The 17,431-nt window shown below is 60.7% G+C and carries 17 protein-coding genes; 9 read left to right on the top strand and 8 right to left on the bottom strand.

Going from position 1 to position 17,431, the window contains the following annotated elements; genetic code table 11:
- The coding region (locus AC1DYF_RS28190; RefSeq protein WP_477880612.1) for a hypothetical protein at positions 1–180 on the top strand (180 nt) is incomplete at its 5' end.
- On the opposite strand, the gene zwf is transcribed toward AC1DYF_RS28190, so the two are convergent.
- Positions 164–1,540 carry a glucose-6-phosphate dehydrogenase gene (gene zwf / locus AC1DYF_RS28195; RefSeq protein WP_477880614.1) on the bottom strand — a complete coding sequence of 459 codons (1,377 nt, stop codon included), beginning with the start codon at positions 1,538–1,540 and terminating at the stop codon, positions 164–166. The two genes, AC1DYF_RS28190 and zwf, sit on opposite strands and share 17 nt — an antisense overlap.
- Before the next feature lie 175 nt (positions 1,541–1,715).
- Here zwf and AC1DYF_RS28200 point away from each other — a divergent pair, with 175 nt between their 5' ends.
- Positions 1,716–2,741, top strand: coding sequence for a class I fructose-bisphosphate aldolase (locus tag AC1DYF_RS28200; RefSeq protein WP_477880616.1), 1,026 nt, complete (start codon positions 1,716–1,718; stop codon positions 2,739–2,741).
- Positions 2,742–2,789: 48 nt separating this feature from the next.
- Positions 2,790–3,368, top strand: a complete 579-nt coding sequence (locus AC1DYF_RS28205) for a histidine phosphatase family protein (protein WP_477880618.1) — start codon at positions 2,790–2,792, stop codon at positions 3,366–3,368.
- 16 nt (positions 3,369–3,384) lie between these two features.
- Here AC1DYF_RS28205 and AC1DYF_RS28210 read toward each other — a convergent pair whose 3' ends face one another.
- From AC1DYF_RS28210 to AC1DYF_RS28235, 6 genes are all read right to left on the bottom strand, one after another.
- A complete protein-coding gene (locus AC1DYF_RS28210) occupies positions 3,385–3,630 on the bottom strand; it encodes a WGR domain-containing protein (RefSeq protein WP_477880620.1) in 246 nt (81 codons plus the stop codon).
- A gap of 95 nt (positions 3,631–3,725) precedes the next feature.
- Complete coding sequence (locus AC1DYF_RS28215; protein WP_477880622.1) at positions 3,726–4,787, bottom strand: ABC transporter ATP-binding protein; 1,062 nt, start codon at positions 4,785–4,787, stop codon at positions 3,726–3,728.
- Positions 4,788–4,792: 5 nt separating this feature from the next.
- A complete protein-coding gene (locus tag AC1DYF_RS28220; protein WP_477880624.1) occupies positions 4,793–5,626 on the bottom strand; it encodes a carbohydrate ABC transporter permease in 834 nt (277 codons plus the stop codon).
- 7 nt (positions 5,627–5,633) lie between these two features.
- Positions 5,634–6,509: a carbohydrate ABC transporter permease gene (locus tag AC1DYF_RS28225; RefSeq protein ID WP_477880626.1), complete on the bottom strand. Its 876-nt coding sequence runs from the start codon at positions 6,507–6,509 to the stop codon at positions 5,634–5,636.
- A gap of 303 nt (positions 6,510–6,812) precedes the next feature.
- Complete coding sequence (locus AC1DYF_RS28230) at positions 6,813–8,069, bottom strand: ABC transporter substrate-binding protein (RefSeq protein ID WP_477880628.1); 1,257 nt, start codon at positions 8,067–8,069, stop codon at positions 6,813–6,815.
- A 54-nt stretch (positions 8,070–8,123) separates the two neighbouring features.
- Positions 8,124–9,263: a mandelate racemase/muconate lactonizing enzyme family protein gene (locus tag AC1DYF_RS28235; protein WP_477880630.1), complete on the bottom strand. Its 1,140-nt coding sequence runs from the start codon at positions 9,261–9,263 to the stop codon at positions 8,124–8,126.
- Positions 9,264–9,345: 82 nt separating this feature from the next.
- Between AC1DYF_RS28235 and AC1DYF_RS28240 the strand changes: the two genes are divergently transcribed.
- A complete protein-coding gene (locus tag AC1DYF_RS28240) occupies positions 9,346–10,038 on the top strand; it encodes a GntR family transcriptional regulator (RefSeq protein WP_477880632.1) in 693 nt (230 codons plus the stop codon).
- 93 nt (positions 10,039–10,131) lie between these two features.
- Entirely contained in the window at positions 10,132–11,184 is a 1,053-nt protein-coding gene (locus tag AC1DYF_RS28245) for an ankyrin repeat domain-containing protein (protein ID WP_477880634.1), read from the top strand.
- Between the two features lie 52 nt (positions 11,185–11,236).
- On the opposite strand, the gene AC1DYF_RS28250 is transcribed toward AC1DYF_RS28245, so the two are convergent.
- The gene (locus tag AC1DYF_RS28250; RefSeq protein ID WP_477880636.1) at positions 11,237–12,244 is read right to left on the bottom strand and encodes a LacI family DNA-binding transcriptional regulator; all 1,008 of its coding nucleotides are present in this window, start codon (positions 12,242–12,244) and stop codon (positions 11,237–11,239) included.
- 476 nt (positions 12,245–12,720) lie between these two features.
- Between AC1DYF_RS28250 and AC1DYF_RS28255 the strand changes: the two genes are divergently transcribed.
- The 4 genes from AC1DYF_RS28255 to AC1DYF_RS28270 all read left to right on the top strand — a co-directional run bounded on the left by AC1DYF_RS28255 (position 12,721) and on the right by AC1DYF_RS28270 (position 17,431).
- On the top strand, positions 12,721–14,331 hold the full coding sequence (locus AC1DYF_RS28255) for an extracellular solute-binding protein (protein ID WP_477880638.1): 1,611 nt from the start codon (positions 12,721–12,723) through the stop codon (positions 14,329–14,331).
- 216 nt (positions 14,332–14,547) lie between these two features.
- On the top strand, positions 14,548–15,408 hold the full coding sequence (locus AC1DYF_RS28260) for a carbohydrate ABC transporter permease (protein WP_477880640.1): 861 nt from the start codon (positions 14,548–14,550) through the stop codon (positions 15,406–15,408).
- Positions 15,405–16,346, top strand: coding sequence for a carbohydrate ABC transporter permease (locus AC1DYF_RS28265; RefSeq protein ID WP_477880642.1), 942 nt, complete (start codon positions 15,405–15,407; stop codon positions 16,344–16,346). The genes AC1DYF_RS28260 and AC1DYF_RS28265 overlap by 4 nt, the downstream gene beginning before the upstream one ends.
- Positions 16,343–17,431, top strand: a complete 1,089-nt coding sequence (locus AC1DYF_RS28270; RefSeq protein ID WP_477880643.1) for an ABC transporter ATP-binding protein — start codon at positions 16,343–16,345, stop codon at positions 17,429–17,431. The genes AC1DYF_RS28265 and AC1DYF_RS28270 overlap by 4 nt, the downstream gene beginning before the upstream one ends.

Genomic DNA, 17,431 nt, shown 5'->3' on the forward strand with positions numbered 1-17,431 from the left:
AACCCGCCGAACAACCCGCCGAACCAGAATAAGCAAACCCAAGCGTCGGGCCGGGAGAACTATAAGCCTGACGACTTCAACCGCTCCAACCGCCCGGTGCGGACCCGCATGCCGGGTGGTGTGGGAGGGGCGGAGCTGATTGGCTCCCCCCTATCCCGATTGATCAACCAACCGGATTGACCCAGCCGCTCGGCGGACCAAAGCCGGCCATGGCCTCGGCAGGTCCCCAGGTTCCCGGCTCGTAGATTGCCGGCGGCGTCTTGTCGTCGAGCACCGGGCCGACGATCCGCCAGGCGATCTCGCTGGCATCCTGGCGGGTGAACAGCTGGCTATTGCCGTTCATGGCATCGCCGATCAGCCGCTCATAAGGGTCCATGTCCCCCGTCGCGTCATCGACGGCGCTCAATTCCACCTGCTCGCCGATCATAGCGTCGCCGGCGGCCTTGCGGCGGGCGCCAATGCCGATCGACACCTGGGGGCTGATGCCGAAGCGAACATAGTTCGCATGCTCGGGCTTCAAGTCCTCGAAAATGCCGAGCGGTGGCAGTTTCAGCCGCAACACGACCTCGGTGGCGCGCACCGGCAGGTTCTTGCCGGCGCGGATGAAGAAGGGCACGCCCTGCCAGCGCCAGGTATCGACGAAGAAGCGGACGGCGGCAAAAGTTTCCACCGGCGAACTCGGGGCGACACCGGCCTCTTGCAGGTAACCGTTGAACTGACCGCGCACGACATCGTCCTTGGTGAGGGTGCGGATGGATTTCAGCACCTGTACCTTCTCGTCGATCAGGTCGTCTGCCGAACTCGTGGCCGGCGGCTCCATGGCGAGCAGCAGCAGAATGTTGAGCAGGTGGTTCTGGATGACGTCGCGGATCGCCCCGACTTCGTCATAGAAGCGCCCACGGCCCTGGACGCCGAAATCCTCGGCCATGGTGATCTGCACGCTCTCGATATAGTTGCGATTCCACATCGGCTCGAGAAAGGAATTGGCGAAGCGGAAATAGATGAGGTTCTGGATCGCTTCCTTGCCGAGATAGTGGTCGATCCGGTAGATCGAGTGTTCATCGAAGGCGATATGCAGGACGCGATTGAGCCAGCGCGCCGATTGCAGGTCGCGGCCGAACGGCTTTTCCACCATCAGCTTGGCGCCTGCGGCGGCATTGGATTGTTCGAGACCCTGGACGACCGGCTCGAACATGGAAGGCGGCACGGCGAGATAATAGAGCGGATGGCGGGCGGAACCGAGCTCGTCCTTCAATTTGTCGAAGGTCGATTGCAGGCGGTAGTCGCCGCCGACATAGCGCAGCAATCCGGCCAGCTTGGCGAAAACCGCCTCGTCAATCGTGCCGAGCGCCTGGGTGATGCTTTCGCGGGCGCGGGCTTGCAGCTGCGACACGTCCCAATCTTCGAGCGCCACCCCGATGACCGGTTCGCTGAGATGGTTGCGCGCCACCATGGAATAGAGGGCAGGAAAAATCTTCTTGCGCGCGAGGTCGCCGGTGGCCCCGAAGAGCACCATCGTGTCGGATCGTTCAATCGTCATGAGCGGCATCTTCCTTCCAGATTCAGGGCGTCGGGCGGCTTGGATAACCGCCATCCGGCCTCTCTCCTCGCACCCAATCTTGCCGATATGGCGCCGCTTGACAATGCTCAATCGGACGATCAGGTTCTCGATCATGGCCCTTCGCGGCCGGGAGGATCTAGCGAGGAGAACGACGATGAGCGAACGCCTTGAAGACATCGCTGAGAAGATGGTGGCGAGCGGCAAGGGCCTGCTCGCAGCCGACGAATCCACGGCAACGATCGCCAAGCGCTTCGACAAGATCAGCCTCGCTTCGACCGAAGAGAGTCGGCGCGACTATCGCGAAATGCTGTTCCGCAGCAATGAGGCGATGCGGGATTACATATCGGGCGTCATCCTGTATGAGGAGACGCTGTTCCAGAGAGCGGCCGACGGCACACCGCTGGCCGACATCATCCGCGCCGCCGATGCCGTTCCCGGCATCAAGGTCGATACCGGCGCCAAGCCGATGGCCAGCTTTCCGGCCGAGACGGTGACGGAGGGCCTTGATGGTCTGCGTGAACGCCTGAAGAAATATTATGATGCCGGCGCCCGCTTCGCCAAATGGCGCGGCGTGATCGCCATTTCCGACAGCTTGCCGAGCTACGGTGCGATCCGCGCCAACGCCCATGCGCTCGCCCGTTATGCCGCGCTCTGCCAGGAGGCGCAGATCGTGCCGATCGTCGAGCCGGAAGTACTGATGGACGGCGAACCGGGTACGCACAGCATCGACCGCAGTGAGACGGTGACGCGCTGGGTGTTGCAGATCGTTTTCGAGGCGCTGAACGAAGAGCGGATCAATCTCGAAGGCATGATCCTCAAGCCGAGCATGGTGTCGGATGGCAAGAAGGTGCTGAAGGCCTCGGTCGAGGAAGTGGCGGAACGCACCGTCAAGGTACTGAAGGAAACAGTGCCCGCCGCCGTACCTGGCATTGCCTTCCTCTCCGGCGGCCAGACGCCGCAGCAGGCCACAGCACATCTCTCGGCCATCAACGCCGGTCGCAAGCTGCCATGGGCCGTGACCTTCTCCTATGGCCGAGCACTGCAGGACGATGCATTGCAGGCCTGGAATGGCAAAGCGGAAAATGTCGCCGCCGGCCAGCGCGCCTTCGCGCATCGCGCCAAAATGAACAGCCTCGCCGCCAAGGGCGAATGGAATCAGGACCTCGAGAAGGCGGCCTGAACCACCGTTTCAACGGGACAAAAGCGATGCGGCCAAAGGTGGGGCAGAATGAGTGCATATCCGGAAATCTACCTAGTCCGCCATGGCGAGACGGAATGGGCCGTGGCTGGCAGACATACAGGCCGCAGCGACATTCCCCTGACCAAAGCCGGTGAAGAGGCGGCCCGGCAGGTGGCCGGACGCCTGCCGCAGATCGCCTTCGCCACGGTCTGGACAAGCCCGTCCGAGCGGGCGCGGCGGACCTGCGAACTCGCCGGCTTCGGTGACAGGCGTGTGGTCGATCCCGATCTCGCCGAGTGGAATTACGGCGACTACGAAGGCGTGACCACCAAGGAAATCCACGCCACCCGTCCGGGTTGGCAGCTTTTCCGCGATGGCTGCCCCAATGGCGAGACCGCGGCGGATGTCGGGGTGAGAGCGGATGCGGTCATCGCCCGGGTCCGTGCCGTCAACGCGACGCTGCTGATCTTTTCCAGCGCGCATTTCCTGAGAGTGTTCGGCGCCCGCTGGCTCGGCCTGCCGCCGGAGGGCGGGACACATTTCGTCCTCGATACGACGAGCATTAGCGTGCTGGGCTATGAGCACGATTTGACGGAACCAGTCATTCGCCGCTGGAATGGCAAGTAGCTGCGGCATCCAGGTTTCAGCAATCCCGATAGCCGCGCCGGCGTTTTCCCGCCGCGCGCTGCTCGATCTCGGCGAGCGCTGCTTCCGGGGTAGGGCAGAGGGAGGAAAGTTGCCGGCCAAATGATCCGATCCGGCCCCAGCGGCGCACGGCGCAGATGCCGCCGAAGAGATCGGTTTCGAATTCCAGTGCATAAAACCGTGCCATGTTGTGGGCGGGGTCCCTGCGTTCCATGTAGATCGGGGAATGTGCTCGTGTCGTCATGAAGAGCAGAGTCGCAATTGCGCTGACTCTCGTCCAACGACAAGTTTGAATCGATCCGAGCCGACCGATTCACGGCGTTCATGGATCGCCGTCGCTCAGCGTAGACGCTTGCCGCTGCGGTCGAAATAGCGCGCCTGGGCGGGGTCGAAGCGCAGACTGACCGTCTCGCCGGGCTTGGCCTGGGTTCGGCGTTTTTCCGCCACCACCACCTCTCCCGAGGAGAGGGTGGCATGGATATAGGCGGTCGAGCCAAGATGCTCGATCACCTCGGCCGAGGCCGTCAAGCCGATACCGTCCTGCTCATCGAGATGTTCGGGACGGATGCCGACGCGGAAAGTATCGCCCGGTTTCAATGTGTCGGTGAGGCGAGGGGAGGGGAGGGAAATGCCGCCAAAGGTGAGCTGGTTGCCATCCGCAGAAACCGTGGCGTTGAAGAAATTCATCCGCGGCGAGCCGATGAAGCCGGCGACGAATTCATTGTCCGGGTCGTCGTAGAGATCGACAGGTGAGCCGATCTGTTCGACCTGTCCGGCGCGCAGCACGACGATCTTGTTGGCCAAAGTCATCGCTTCGGTCTGGTCGTGGGTGACGTAGATGATGGTATTGCCGAGCGTCTGGTGCAGCTTGGCGATCTCGACCCGGGTCTGGACGCGCAGTTCGGCGTCGAGATTGGAAAGCGGCTCGTCGAACAGGAAGACATCCGGGTTGCGGACGATGGCGCGGCCGATGGCAACGCGCTGGCGCTGGCCGCCGGAAAGAGCGGCCGGCTTGCGGTCGAGAAGTGCGGAGAGTTGCAGGATTTCGGCGGCGCGGTTGACCTTGGCATCGATCTCGGCCTTCGGGGCCTTGGCCATGCGCAAGCCAAAACTCATATTCTCGAACACGGTCATGTGCGGATAGAGCGCGTAGGACTGGAAGACCATGGCGACGCCGCGTTCGGATGGTTCGCGATCGTTCATCCGCTGGCCGCCGATCATCAGGTCGCCGCCGGTGATTTCCTCGAGGCCGGCGATCATCCGGAGCAAGGTCGACTTGCCGCAGCCAGATGGGCCGACGAAGACGGTGAACTCACCCTTTTCGATCGCCATCGACACGCCGTGAATCACCTTGGTCGCGCCGAAGGCCTTGGAAACATTCTTCAATTCGATCTGATGCATGGTGCTCAACCCTTGACGGCGCCGGTGGCGATGCCGTTGACGATGCGCCGCTGGAAGACGATGTAGATGATGACGATGGGGGCGGCGGCGATGACGATGCCGGCCATCAGCAGCGGAATATTGGTGGTATATTCGCCCTTCAGCGCCGCGATGCCGACCATCAATGTGCGGTTTTTCTGCAGGACCAGCAGCGAGATCAGCACGTCGTTCCAGCAATAGAGCGTGTTGAGAATGCCGAGCGTGATCAGTGCCGGTTTGCCGAGCGGCAGCATCACATGCCACCAGATCTGGATCAGCTTGGCGCCATCCATGCGCGCCGCCTCCACCAGCTCGCGCGGCAGGCCGGAATAGAAGGCGGTCATCAGGTAGACGCAGAAGGGCAGGAAAAAGGCGGTATAGGAGATGATCAGGCCGATGCGGGTATTGACCAGGTCGAGCGCGATGATGGTGCGGTAGAACGGCACCAGCACGACCTGCACCGGGATCATCAGCGAGGCCAGGATGACCATGAACAGCAGCTTGCGATAGGGAAAGCGCAGCATGGCGAAGGCAAAGCCGGCCAGCGACGAGACGGTCAGCAGCAGTGCCACGGCGCCCGCGGTGCAGATCAGCGAATTCCAGAAATAATCGCCAAGATGCGAGCGACTCCAGGCATTGACGAAATTGTTGAACGTCGGCTCGGTGACCACGGAGAAGCGGTTGAGGATATAGTTCTTGTCCGTCTTCAGCGCATTGTTGATGGCGAAATAGATCGGATAGAGGCAGGAGAGCGCAAGCAGCGCCATCGGGATCGAGGCGATCCGCAGAAGCGTCTTTTCGCGTTTGCCGGTGATTGCCATCGTCGCCTCAGAGATTGGTATTGCGGGACATGATGCGGATCTGCAAGTAGGCGAGGCCCGCCATGACCGCGAAGAGCAGCATGGAAATCGCCGCCGCATAGCCCGGCTGGTTCATCTTGCCCTGTTCGAGCCAGATCAAAAATTCCGGCAGCGCCGTCGAGGTGCCGGGACCGCCGGCGGTCAGTACATAGATCAGGCCGAACATCGAGGTCAGCGCGCCGATCGTGGTGACCACGCCGACGAATTCGATGATTGGCCGCAGCACCGGGATGATCACATGCCACCAGATCTGCAGCGGCTTGGCGCCATCGAGGCGGGCAGCCTCGGTGAGTTCCTTCGGCACGGTCGAAAGACCAGCGAGGAAGATCAGCAGGCTCATGCCGAAGGTCGACCAGAGCTGGACGGAAAACAGCACGAACAGCGCTGTCTTGCCGGAGCCCAGCCAGTCGACGGGGATGAGGCCGATGGCTTTCAGCATGGCATTCAAGCTGCCGTCGAAACGCAGCACCATGTTGAAGATCGAGCCGATGATGACAGAGGAGAGCACGGCCGGGAAGAAATAGACGGCGCGGAAGAATTTGCCGCCCGGCACGCCCTGGTGAATGAGGATGGCAAGGATCATCGGCAGCGCCACCCAGACGGGGAGTGTCGCGATAAGGATCAGCGTGTTTTCCAGGCTGTCGCGGAAAGCAGAGTCATGGGTGATGGCGACATAGTTGCCGAAGCCGATGAAGTTGAACTTGGTCATGCCGTCGCTGTCGAAGAAGGACAGGACGAAACCCCAGCCGAGCGGAAAAATGCGGAATATCGCCACCAGCAGGATTGCCGGAGCGATGAAAAGAAAGGCGATCCGTTTTTCCGCCGCGCTACCCAAAATGGTCATTCCTTGGTTAAGTTAGCCGGCTTATCATTGCAGGCCAGTCTGGTGATCATCCGGTTCTGTTGTCGGACTTTATTCACTATTGATGGCAGTCGTTTTCGGCATACCCCCCTCTGCCCTGCCGGGCATCTCCCCCTCAAGGGGGGAGATTGGCTGGAGGCGGGCTCCCCGCCTCATCCGAGACGTTGAGATCTAGGCAAGTGGCTGCCGCAAGTCGATCTCCCCCCTTGAGGGGGAGATGCCCGGCAGGGCAGAGGGGGGTCGCCGCAACCACAGCCCTTGCGACTACTAACTACCGACTCCTGACTAAGACTTATGCGCCTCAGCCTGCACATCATCCATGCGCTTCACAGCCTCGTCCACCGTCGTCTCACCATTCAGCAACAGCTGGCTCAACCGATGGATTTCTTCCAGTTCCTTCGCCGTCGCATTCGCATGCGCCGTCGGAGCACCCGAAACTGCCATCCATTTCAGGATATCGATCGCCGCCGGGCTCTTGATGCCCTTGGTGTCGACCTTGGAATTGGCCGCGATCGCCCCGGCATCGTTGAAGAAAATCTGCTCCAGTGGCGGCGAGGCCAACAGCTTGGCGAATTCCACCGCAAGCGCCGCATTCGGCGAGGACTTGTTGACACCATAGCCGATGCCGCCGGAGAGCGGGAATTTCGGCTCGCCTTCCTTCTTGTCGGAGGCTACGGTCGGGGAGGGCATGATGAACACGCCGTCATTGTCGGCGCCGAGCATGTCGTCGAACTGCTTCCAGTGGGCGACATCGGAGATCAGACCGATCGTGTTGGCCGCTTCGCCGCGCATGAAGCCTTCATATTCGTCCATGAACTTGGCCGTCGAATTGGCGCCCTGCGGGAACCAGCCGGCCTTGTTGGCGTCGACCCAGCTCTGCAGGATGGCCTTGACCGGTGCATCAGACCATTTCAGCTTGCCAGCGGCAAAATCGGCCTGCTCCTCAGCCGTCCACGATGTCGCGGCGATCGAGGAGAACCAGAATTCGATGCCAAAGCCTTCCTTGTTGCCCATGGCAAAGCAGGGCACCGCGCCCTTGGCCTTGATCGCATCGCAGACCTTGGAAAGTTCTGCCCAAGTGTGCGGCGGCTTGGACGGGTCGAGGCCGGCGTCGGAATAGAGCTTCTTGTTGTAATAGATGACAAAGCCCTGGATGGAGAGCGGGATGGCATAGCTGCCGCTCGCGTCCGAAAACTCTTCCCAGCCGACCAGGTCCTTCTTGATGTCGGCGATCTTGTCGTCGAGCTTCAGCAGCGCGCCGAAACGGGCCTTGGCCTGGGCGCCGCCATTCATCAGGAAGAGGTCGGGGCCGGCATTGGACGAAAGCGCGGTGCCGAGCAGCGTGTAGTACTGGTCATGCGGCTGCATGACATAGTTGATGGTCACGCCGGGATGGGCCGCTTCGAAATCGGTCTTGGCCTTATCGTAATAGGGCTGGGCGAGCGGATCGCCGGACTTCCAGTCCCAGACGGTGATTTCCTGCGCCCAGGCAGGTGCGGCGGCCAGCACGCTGCCGGCCATCAGAAATATTTTCAAGCTCATGCGCATCGGTTTTCCTCCCTTGGAAAAGATGGACGGCGGCAGCTTTTGCGGCCGTCAGAATATCGGCAGGCGCGGATTTTTCGGCGCCGGGCCAAGATCGGCGCGGTCCAGCAACTCGGGCCGCCCCCATTCGGTGCGAGATGTTTCGCTCAGCACCAGGCCGTGCCCCGTCCGATCCGGCGCATAGGCCCAGCCATCGGTGATCTCAATCGGCTGTTCGACGAGATGATCGAAATTCTGGAACGAATATTCGAGCCATTCGACCTCGGGCAGCGCGCAGGCCATGTGCACGCCCATTTCGAGAAAGGTGTTACCCAGGCTGACGGGAATGGCCTTTTCAGCAGCAAACCAGCCGATCTTCATCACGTCACCCACCTGGGCATGCACATTGATGATATCGGCGCCCTCGGCTTCGAGCAGCGCCCGCTTGCCGGAGAGATCGAGATATTCGCCGGAATTGATCTGCGTCCACGGCGCCGAATTGCGCAGCAGGCGAAGGCCTGCAAAGTCGTTGCGCAGGATTGGGTCCTCGACCCAGAGAAGATCGACGCCGGTGGCGCGGATCGCCTCCATTTTCATCAGGGCTTCCTTGGACGACCAGCCCTCGTTGGCGTCGACCATGACTTTTGAACCTGCCGGAATGACCTTCTTCAGCAGCTCGACACGATGCAGGTCGCGGGCAAAATCCTTGTGGCCGACCTTGATCTTGAAGGCGGTATAACCCACGCTCGCCGCATAGGCGAAGAGCGCAGAATAATCTTGGTCGCTGAGGTGGAAATCTAGGCCGGATGCATAGGCGCGCACCTTGTTGCGTGTGCCGCCCAGCAGCCGATAAAGCGGCAGGCCAGCCTCCTTAGCCGCGAGATCCCAGAGCGCGACTTGGATCGCTTCATGGAAAGGCAGCGAGAAAGGCCGCTGGTTGCCGCCGCGCGGCCGCGAGACGCGATGCACCAGCCCGATCGCCGGCTGGCCTTGCAAACCGGGGAAGGCTTCACTGGCGAAAACGCGGCTGATCTCGGCCTGCGCCGGCAGCGGCGTAAAAAGGGTCTGGATAAACCCCAGGCCGACCTGGCCGCTCTCGGAGATCAGTTCCAATGCTGCTACATTCACATCGTCCGCGCGCACCTGGCTATCGCCGATGATGCGATCCCGGGCGAACTGGAAACGAGTGATGCGAAAGGCTTCGATGCGCATGGTTTAGCCGCTTGATAGATTAAAATCTTGAACTGATCGATCAGTTGTCGTATCTAATATGGCAGCAATGGAAATTATGCAAGTGGCGCGCAAGACAAAAATCATCGAACTGATCGACGAACCGATCCCGGCCCAGCGGCTGAGCGATCTCGCCTATGACCGTATCCTGGAAGCTTTGTTCGACAGGAAGGTGCAGGCGGGAGCCTTCGTCTCCCAGGGCGAACTGTCTGAAATCGTTGACGTTCCGGTGGCGCCGCTGCGCGATGCGCTGCGTGTCCTGGAGGCGGAAGGCATCCTCGCCATCCATCCACGATCCGGCATCCAGTTCGTCCGCCCCGGCTTCGAATTAACGCGGTCAACCTATCAATTCCGCTTGATCCTCGAGCGCGCGGCCGTTCGGATCTATGCCGAGCAAGGGGATGAAACTGAGATCAAGGACACCAGCCACCGCCATGCGGTGCTGATCGAGAGGATCGCAGTGCACGGGCTCGGCGAGACGGAGTTGCAGGAGATGGAGGCGCTGGAGAACCTGCTGCATAACGCGGTGATCGGTTCACTGCGCAATCCGCTGATCGAGACGAGCTACCGCCGCATGCATAATTACCTCCGCCTGCTGCGCCTCGACCGCCGCCTGACGGCGCCGATCGTACTGAGGACGCTGAAGGAACATGTGGAGATCATCGAGGCATGCAAGGCGCGGAATGCGGACAGAGCCGAGGCGGCGCTGGATGCGCATTTCCAAGCCGCACTGCAGCGGAGCCTGGGGCTGATTTAGATTGTAGTGATGCGACGTATTCCCAAATCGATTGGTTCCTGCCAATCTGTTGGTGATCACCTTTTTGTTACAACCTAGTTGGAGCCGCGTCGTATGGCTAAGACCAAGAAAAAACTTCTGCCGGAAAATTTCGCGACGCTGCTGAAGGAAGGCAACTCCGATACGATAAAAGCGGTCTTTGAGATTTGCGATGTCGATGCGCGAGGAGGCTATTCCAAGCAAACGGCCTTGGCCTTTGAAGAGCTTCCCGATGACGTTGCACGATGGCTTGTCGAGCAAGGCGCAACCATTTCGGCGGAAGACAATTATGGGGAAACCCCTCTTCATGCACGCGCTGGCAGTTGGCAAGGACGGATTGATGTCCTGCTGGAGCTTGGCGCTGATGTGAATGCTGGTGAAGGCGCGCGAGGTACAGCACTGCACAGGGCGGCCGAGCGCGGAATCGCCGAGAATGTCCGACTGCTGCTGCAGCATGGCGCAAAGGTAGACGCGCTGAATGACGACGGGCTTACGCCACTTGAATATGCTTTTCAGCGGTGCAGCAATGCCGTAATCGAACGTATAGCCGTCGTGGCTGCGATCCTGCTAGACGCTGGAGCGCAGAAGACGCCGCGAATGAAGGAATTCGTTACACGTATCGGAACCGACTTCGAATTTTTTAGAGATCGATTTAGCCGGGAATCTGTGGGCGCAACGAGTGCGGCGCTGGAGCAGCTTTACGCACTGTTCGATGTTCCACCCGTTCCGCGTCGTGCCATGCACGACGGCAAAACACCCATCATCGCCAAGTCGACGAGATGGCAAGACCGCCACCAGGAACTCTGGGATCTTCTGGTGCCGTCAGGCGGAGCCGCTGTCACAGTACAGGGAGAGGTTATCCGCATTTCCGGGCGTATCGCGAATGAGCTGGACGGCAACGGAGGCATGAATTGGGATGCTGACTACAAGAAAATGGCCGATGCGTTTTTGGCGCATATAGGATCTGGCCAACCTTTGTCTGATCCGGAGTTGAAAGAGGCTGCCGCACTTGTCAGCGAGGTCAAACGCAAGGGCGGAGAGCCCCGGCGGCTATGCGAATTGGCAGTCGAGTGGGTGGCGCTGAATAAAACGCCGTTGATGCTCGCTCCGCCATCATACACCCGATAACTGAGTGCCCCTTGTTCTGCGGCCGTCAATTGAACCCGCCTTCGAACTTTGCCTACATCTCCGGAATATTTTCCCGAAAAATCACCTGAATGCGCGGCACGCTGTATTCCAGCGGCGTATCATTGATCGCGCTCAGCAACGTCGCAATCGTCTCGCGCGCCTCCACCCGGGGATTTTGGTCGATGACCGCATCTATCGTTCCCGACAAGAGCAGCGTCTTGGACGTTTCCGTCAGCTCATGGCCGATGAAGATGACGGAATCCTTGCGGCCCATTTCTACCAGCGCCCGGCCGATGCCGGAATTACCGGCGCCGATATTGTAGATGCCGGCGAGGTCCGGGTGGCTTTTCAGCAGCGACAGCGTTTCGTCATAGGCGCGCTGGCGGTCGTCGCGGACTTCGCGCAGTTGCACGACTTCGAGATGCGGGAATTCCTCCGAGATGATGTGGCGGAAGCCCATTTCGCGCTCTTCGTGGCCGCGATAGGAAAGCGAGCCGGCGAAGAGTGCGATCTTGCGCGGCGTGGGCGAGGTCAGCAACCGGCCAAGCAGGTAGCCGCCGAGACGGCCGGCGGCGCGGTTGTCGACGCCGACATAGCGGGTGCGGAGGACGTGATGGATGTCGGAGACGAGCGTGACGATCTTGACGCCGCGTTCGATCAGCTGGTTCATCGCATCGCGCACTGCCGGATGGTCCTGGGCGATCAGCGCCACGCCTTGCGTCGAGCCCTGCAACTCGATCAGCTTCTGTGCCAGTGACTGCGGATTGAAGCCTTCGACGTCATGGATATGGAAATCGACCTGGTCGTTGGCGGAACACTGGCGCTCCAGCTGGCGCCGCAGATGGACGATGAAGGAATTGGTGCCGGTTGGCAGGACGAAATCGAGCTTGGTTCGACCATCGTTGATCGGCTCCATGCTGATGTAACCCAGTCGCCGGGCGGTATCCATGACGATGCTGCGCGTCCGCTCCTTGACGCCGGAGCGATTGTTGAGCACGCGATCCACCGTGGCGCTGGAGACGCCTGCTTCCCGGGCTACATCGATGAGGGTTGAGCGCATTGGTATGACTTGATTCGGTTCGACTGATGTTTAGGGATTAGAGACCGGCTGATATTGCGTGGCAACAAAGGAAACAAGCCTGCCAGCTCGTGCTGACGGGCTGTTGGCGATTTTACACGCCGTGTTCCGATTGCCGAAGGCCGGCTTACCGCCTAGTCACAAAATGATGTATTTTGATTGATATTTGCACTCCTCCAATCATCTCATCTTTGTACTGCGCAAAACGGCAGAAGATCGGCAAATCAGCATGAAAACATCTTTCTGCGTCGCTACGCGCCTGAAAAACAACACTTTTAGCCAAAGATCCTCCCGGTTCCCGTTTTATTGCGTCATAGCTACACCAGATTGTCAATCAAAAATGACACGTACAGAAATCAAAACACATCAATAAATCCGTTGACAACAAATCAAAACACATCAGTATGCGGCACGAAGGGCTGGTGAGGATAAAATTGCCCTCAGGGAGGATTTCCAAGATGATCAGTTTTGACCGCATGTCGCGGCGCGGCTTTCTGTCCGCATCGACAAAATTGGCCGGCGTCACCGCTGCCGTCGGCATTGCCCCGCAGTTCATTCGTCCGGGCCGCGCCTTTGCGGCCGACAAGCTGGCCGATGGCATGGTCGGCGGCCCGACCGGGTTCGATGGCGCCGAGCGTTACCAGTATGGCGCCGACACGCCGGAAGGCCGCGCCATCGAGGCGGCGAAACAGCTCAAGGCCTCCGGCAAGGCCGACAAGATCGTGCTCGGTCTTTCGGATGGCTCGATCGGCCAGCTGACCAAGCCGTTCCCGGCTGGTGCGCCGTCGATCAAGGACCTTTGGGAGAAGGAAACCGGCATCACCATCGAGATCGTCGGCCTGCCGAACGGGCAGGAATTCACCAAGACGATGCAGGATATTTCCACCAAGGGCGGCGCCTACGACATCTACTCGACCGAGTGGAACCGCCTGGGCGACCTCGCCGAAACCGGCGGCATCATGGCGCTCGACGATTTCGTCGCCGCCCACAAGCCGGAATGGGATGACCCCAAGCGTGGCTATGTCAACGGCAAGGCCGGCGTGTCACTGCTCAACCAGTATCGCGGCAAGACCTACGGCGTGTCGCTCGACGGCGACTTTCAGATCTGGAACTACCGCGCCGACCTCTTTAACGACGAGACCGAGAAGAAGAATTTCAAGGCCAAGTACGGCTATGATCTCGCTCCGCCGAAGACCTGGAAGCAGCATGACGAAATCGCTGCCTTCTTCCAGCGCCCGGACCAGAAGATGTACGGCTCGACCGATCTCCGGAACCAGGGCTGGGGCTATACCAACTGGTACCAGCGCTATGTCTCCATGGGCGATCCCAACCAGTTCCTGTTCGCTGACGACGGTTCGCCGCTGATCAATTCGGATGCCGGTTTTGCCGCGACCAAGGAATATGTCGACTCGCTGTCGCATCATTCGCCGGACGCCATCTCCTGGGGCTGGCCGGAACAATATGGCAATTTCGCCGCTGGCGGCGCCGCGATGACCTGCGCCTTCTCCAACCTGCCAAAATTCCTCGACAATGCCGGCAATACCGGCTCCAAGGTCACCGGCAAGATCGGTTCGATGCTGCCGCCCGGGCGCGAGATCAACGGCAAGCTGGTGCGCCGCACCGTGCTCTGGTTCTCGCTCACCGGCATGGTCTCGTCGCAGGCGAAGAACCCGGAAGCCGCTTATCTCTTGCTGCAATGGCTGGGTTCGAGCCGTATCTATTCGTGGATGACGGCCAATCCGGGCGGCTATTTCGACCCCTTCAGCCTCAACGATTTTTCCGATCCGCTCGTGCGCCAGACCTATCACGCCTACCACATGGACGTGGTGCGCGACTCCGTCGCCCGCACGGTGCCGACCATCAACTATCCGGGCGCCACCGCCTTCCACAACGCGCTCGATGAAAACCTGATGGCCGCACTGACCAAGTCGAAGACGGCCGAACAGGCCATGGCCGACACGGAAAAGCAGTGGAAACGCATCGCACGCCGCATCGGCGAAGATAAGCTCAACGAGGCGATCAAGGCCAACAAGGCGGCTTGGCCGACAGTGACTGACCCGATCGCCTGACCCGGAGAGAACCGGTGGGAGTGAGCGGATAACCGCTTGCTCCCACTTCTCCCCCTCGGGGAGAAGTGCCGAGCAAAGCGAGGCGATGAGGGGGCCACCCCACCCGGGAAGCCCCCTCATCCGGCCCTACGGGCCACCTTCGCCCCGAGGGGAGAAGAGGGAACAAGCGCCGACCACCAGCAATTTCTTAGACGCCTTGAGACACTGACTGAACAAATGAACCGCTCACCTCTCTTCGAAATCTTCCGCTACGTGGCGATCGTGCTCGCTGTCGCGGTGACGCTCGTGCCGATCGCCTGGATGGCCTCCATGGCCTTCAAGCCGATCGCCGAATGGTCCGCCGCCGGCTCCGACCTCACCTGGTGGCCGAAGAATCCGACGCTCGACAATTTCCGTTTCCTGTTCGGCAATTCGACCAATGACCTGATCGTCGCGCTCGACAAGACCGCCGCCAAGCCCATTCTGTCCTCGCTGCTCTCGGCCGTGTTCGGCACGCTGATCGCCATGAGCGCCGGCACGGCCGCTGCTTACGGCCTGTCGCGCTTCGGTTCCGGCCAGAACCTGCCGCTGGCGCTGATCCAGCTGCGCCTCTTCCCGCCGATGGCGGTGATGATCCCTGTCATGATCATGTGGGCCTTCCTCGGCCTGATGGACACCTGGTGGGGTCTGGCGCTGATTTATGGCATCGTCACGCTGCCCTTCGCCTTCTGGCTGATGAAGACCTTTTTCGACGATATGCCGCGCGAGATCGAAGATGCGGCGCGTGTCGAAGGCTGCTCGCGTTTCCGCGTCTTCACTCGCATCACCCTGCCGATGATGCGCGCACCACTGGCGAGTTCGGCCCTGTTCGTCTTCATCCTCAACTGGTCGGACTATCTGATCGGCCTGTTGCTGACCAATCGCGACTGGGTGACGATCCCCGTCTATATGAGTTCGCTCTCCTCCTCGATGACCGGCCAGCTCTATGGCGCCAAGGCGGCTCTCGGCCTGATCGCGGCGATCCCGCCCGTCATCATGGGCATTGCCATCCAGAAACATCTGGTGCGTGGTCTGACCTTCGGAGCGCTGAAGCAATGACCGATGCCGTCACCCTTCCGGTCGCTCCGGCGCAGCCTGTCAAGGCCGACAAGGAAAGCCGCCGTCTTGGGTTCCGCCTGACGCTGCCGGCGCAGATCCTGGTTCTGTTCATTTCCGTCTTTCCGCTGCTGATGCAGCTTTATATCTCGATGACCGACTGGTCGCCGCTCGACGGCACCGGCTGGTGGGATGCCTACAAATCCTGGAACACCTTCGCCAACTATACCGACCTCGCAGCGGATGACCGCTTCTGGGACGCGCTTGGCCGCACGGCGCTGGTCATGGTGGTCTGCGTGCCCGCGGAATTCCTGCTCGGCTTCGCCCTGGCGCTGCTGTTCATGGACGATTTCCGCGGCAAGCGGGTGTTCTATTCCATCCTGCTGATGCCGATGATGGTCGTGCCCGCGGTCGCCGGCTATATGTTCTTCATGCTGTTCCAGTCCGGCGGGCCGGTCAACAACATCATCTCGCACCTGACCGGCGCGACCTTCAGCCTCGCCTGGCTTTCCAGCCCCGACTGGGCGCTGGTGGCGGTGATGCTGGCCGATATCTGGCAGTGGACTCCGCTGATGTTCCTCATCCTGCTTGCCGGCCTGTCGGGCGTGCCGGATGATCAGCTCAAGGCCGCCACCCTGCTCGGCGCCTCCTGGCCGCAGCGCTTCCACACCATCATCCTGCCGAAGATGAAGACCATCATCATCATCGCACTGGCGATCCGGGTGATCGAGAATTTCAAGATCTTCGATACGCTCTACATCATGACCGGCGGCGGCCCGGGTGTCGCGACGGAGACGATCTCGGTCTACATCTACAAGATCACCCAGCAGGATCTGATATGGGGCTATGTCGCAGCCATCGCGCTCGCCATCCTCATTGTACTGTCCATCGTGGTCAACATCGCCATCAACCGCATGAACAGAGCGAGGCTGGCTGTATGACCTCGATCCATCTCGAAAACCTGACCAAGAGTTTCGGTGCCTTTCAGGCGCTGAAGACCATGGACCTGAAGATTGCCGACGGCGAGTTCGTGGCGCTGCTCGGCCCTTCCGGCTGCGGCAAGTCAACGACCATGAACATGATCGCCGGCATGGAAGAGCCGACTTCCGGCCGCATCCTGTTCGATGCCCGCGACATGAACGGTGTCGCCATGGGCAGGCGTGGCGTCGGCTTCGTCTTCCAGAACTACGCGATCTTCACGCATATGAATGTTTACGACAATCTCGCCTATGGCCTACGCGTGCGCAAATTGCCGGCCGCGGAAATCGACCGCCGGGTGAAGGCGATTGCCGATTTCCTGCAGCTCGGGCCGCTGCTCAAGCAGCCCTCGGCGAAACTCTCGGTCAACATCCTGCAGCGCCTGGCGATCGGCCGCTCGGCCATCGTCGAACCGGCGATCTTCCTGCTCGACGAGCCCTTGTCGAATGTCGACGCCGCCTTCCGCGCCGTCATGCGCACCGAGCTCAAGCATCTGCAGCGGCAGTTCAAGCAGACCATGGTCTATGTCACGCATGACCAACTCGAAGCCATGACCATGGCCGACCGCATCGCCGTGATGGACCATGGCGTGATGCTGCAGGCCGGCGCCCCGGTCGAGGTCTACAACAATCCGAACAACACGTTCGTGGCCGGCTTTCTCGGTTCGCCGGGCATGAACCTGATCAAGGCGGAACTGATCGAGAAGGCCGACGGCATCCATGCCGAACTCGGTGATTTCGGGACGTCCGAAGCGTTGGACGCAGCGTTGACCCGGGCGGCGAAAAAGGCTGCGAACCGCTCGGTATTCTATGGCTTCCGGCCGGAGCAGGCATCGCTTGCCGCAAGCGAAACCGGCCTGCCGGTGTTCTTCGTCGAGCGCATCGGCGCCCGCACCATCGTGCATCTCGGCCGCAACAAGGCGACGATCAAGGTCGTGCTCGACAATGACAACGGCCTCGAAGCCGGCATGAAGGCCAAGCTGACGGTCAATCCCGGCTCGGTCAGGCTCTTCGATGCCGAAACCGGCCGCGCGATCAGGGAGGCTTGA

This window comes from Rhizobium sp. P2_G9 (assembly GCF_056403475.1).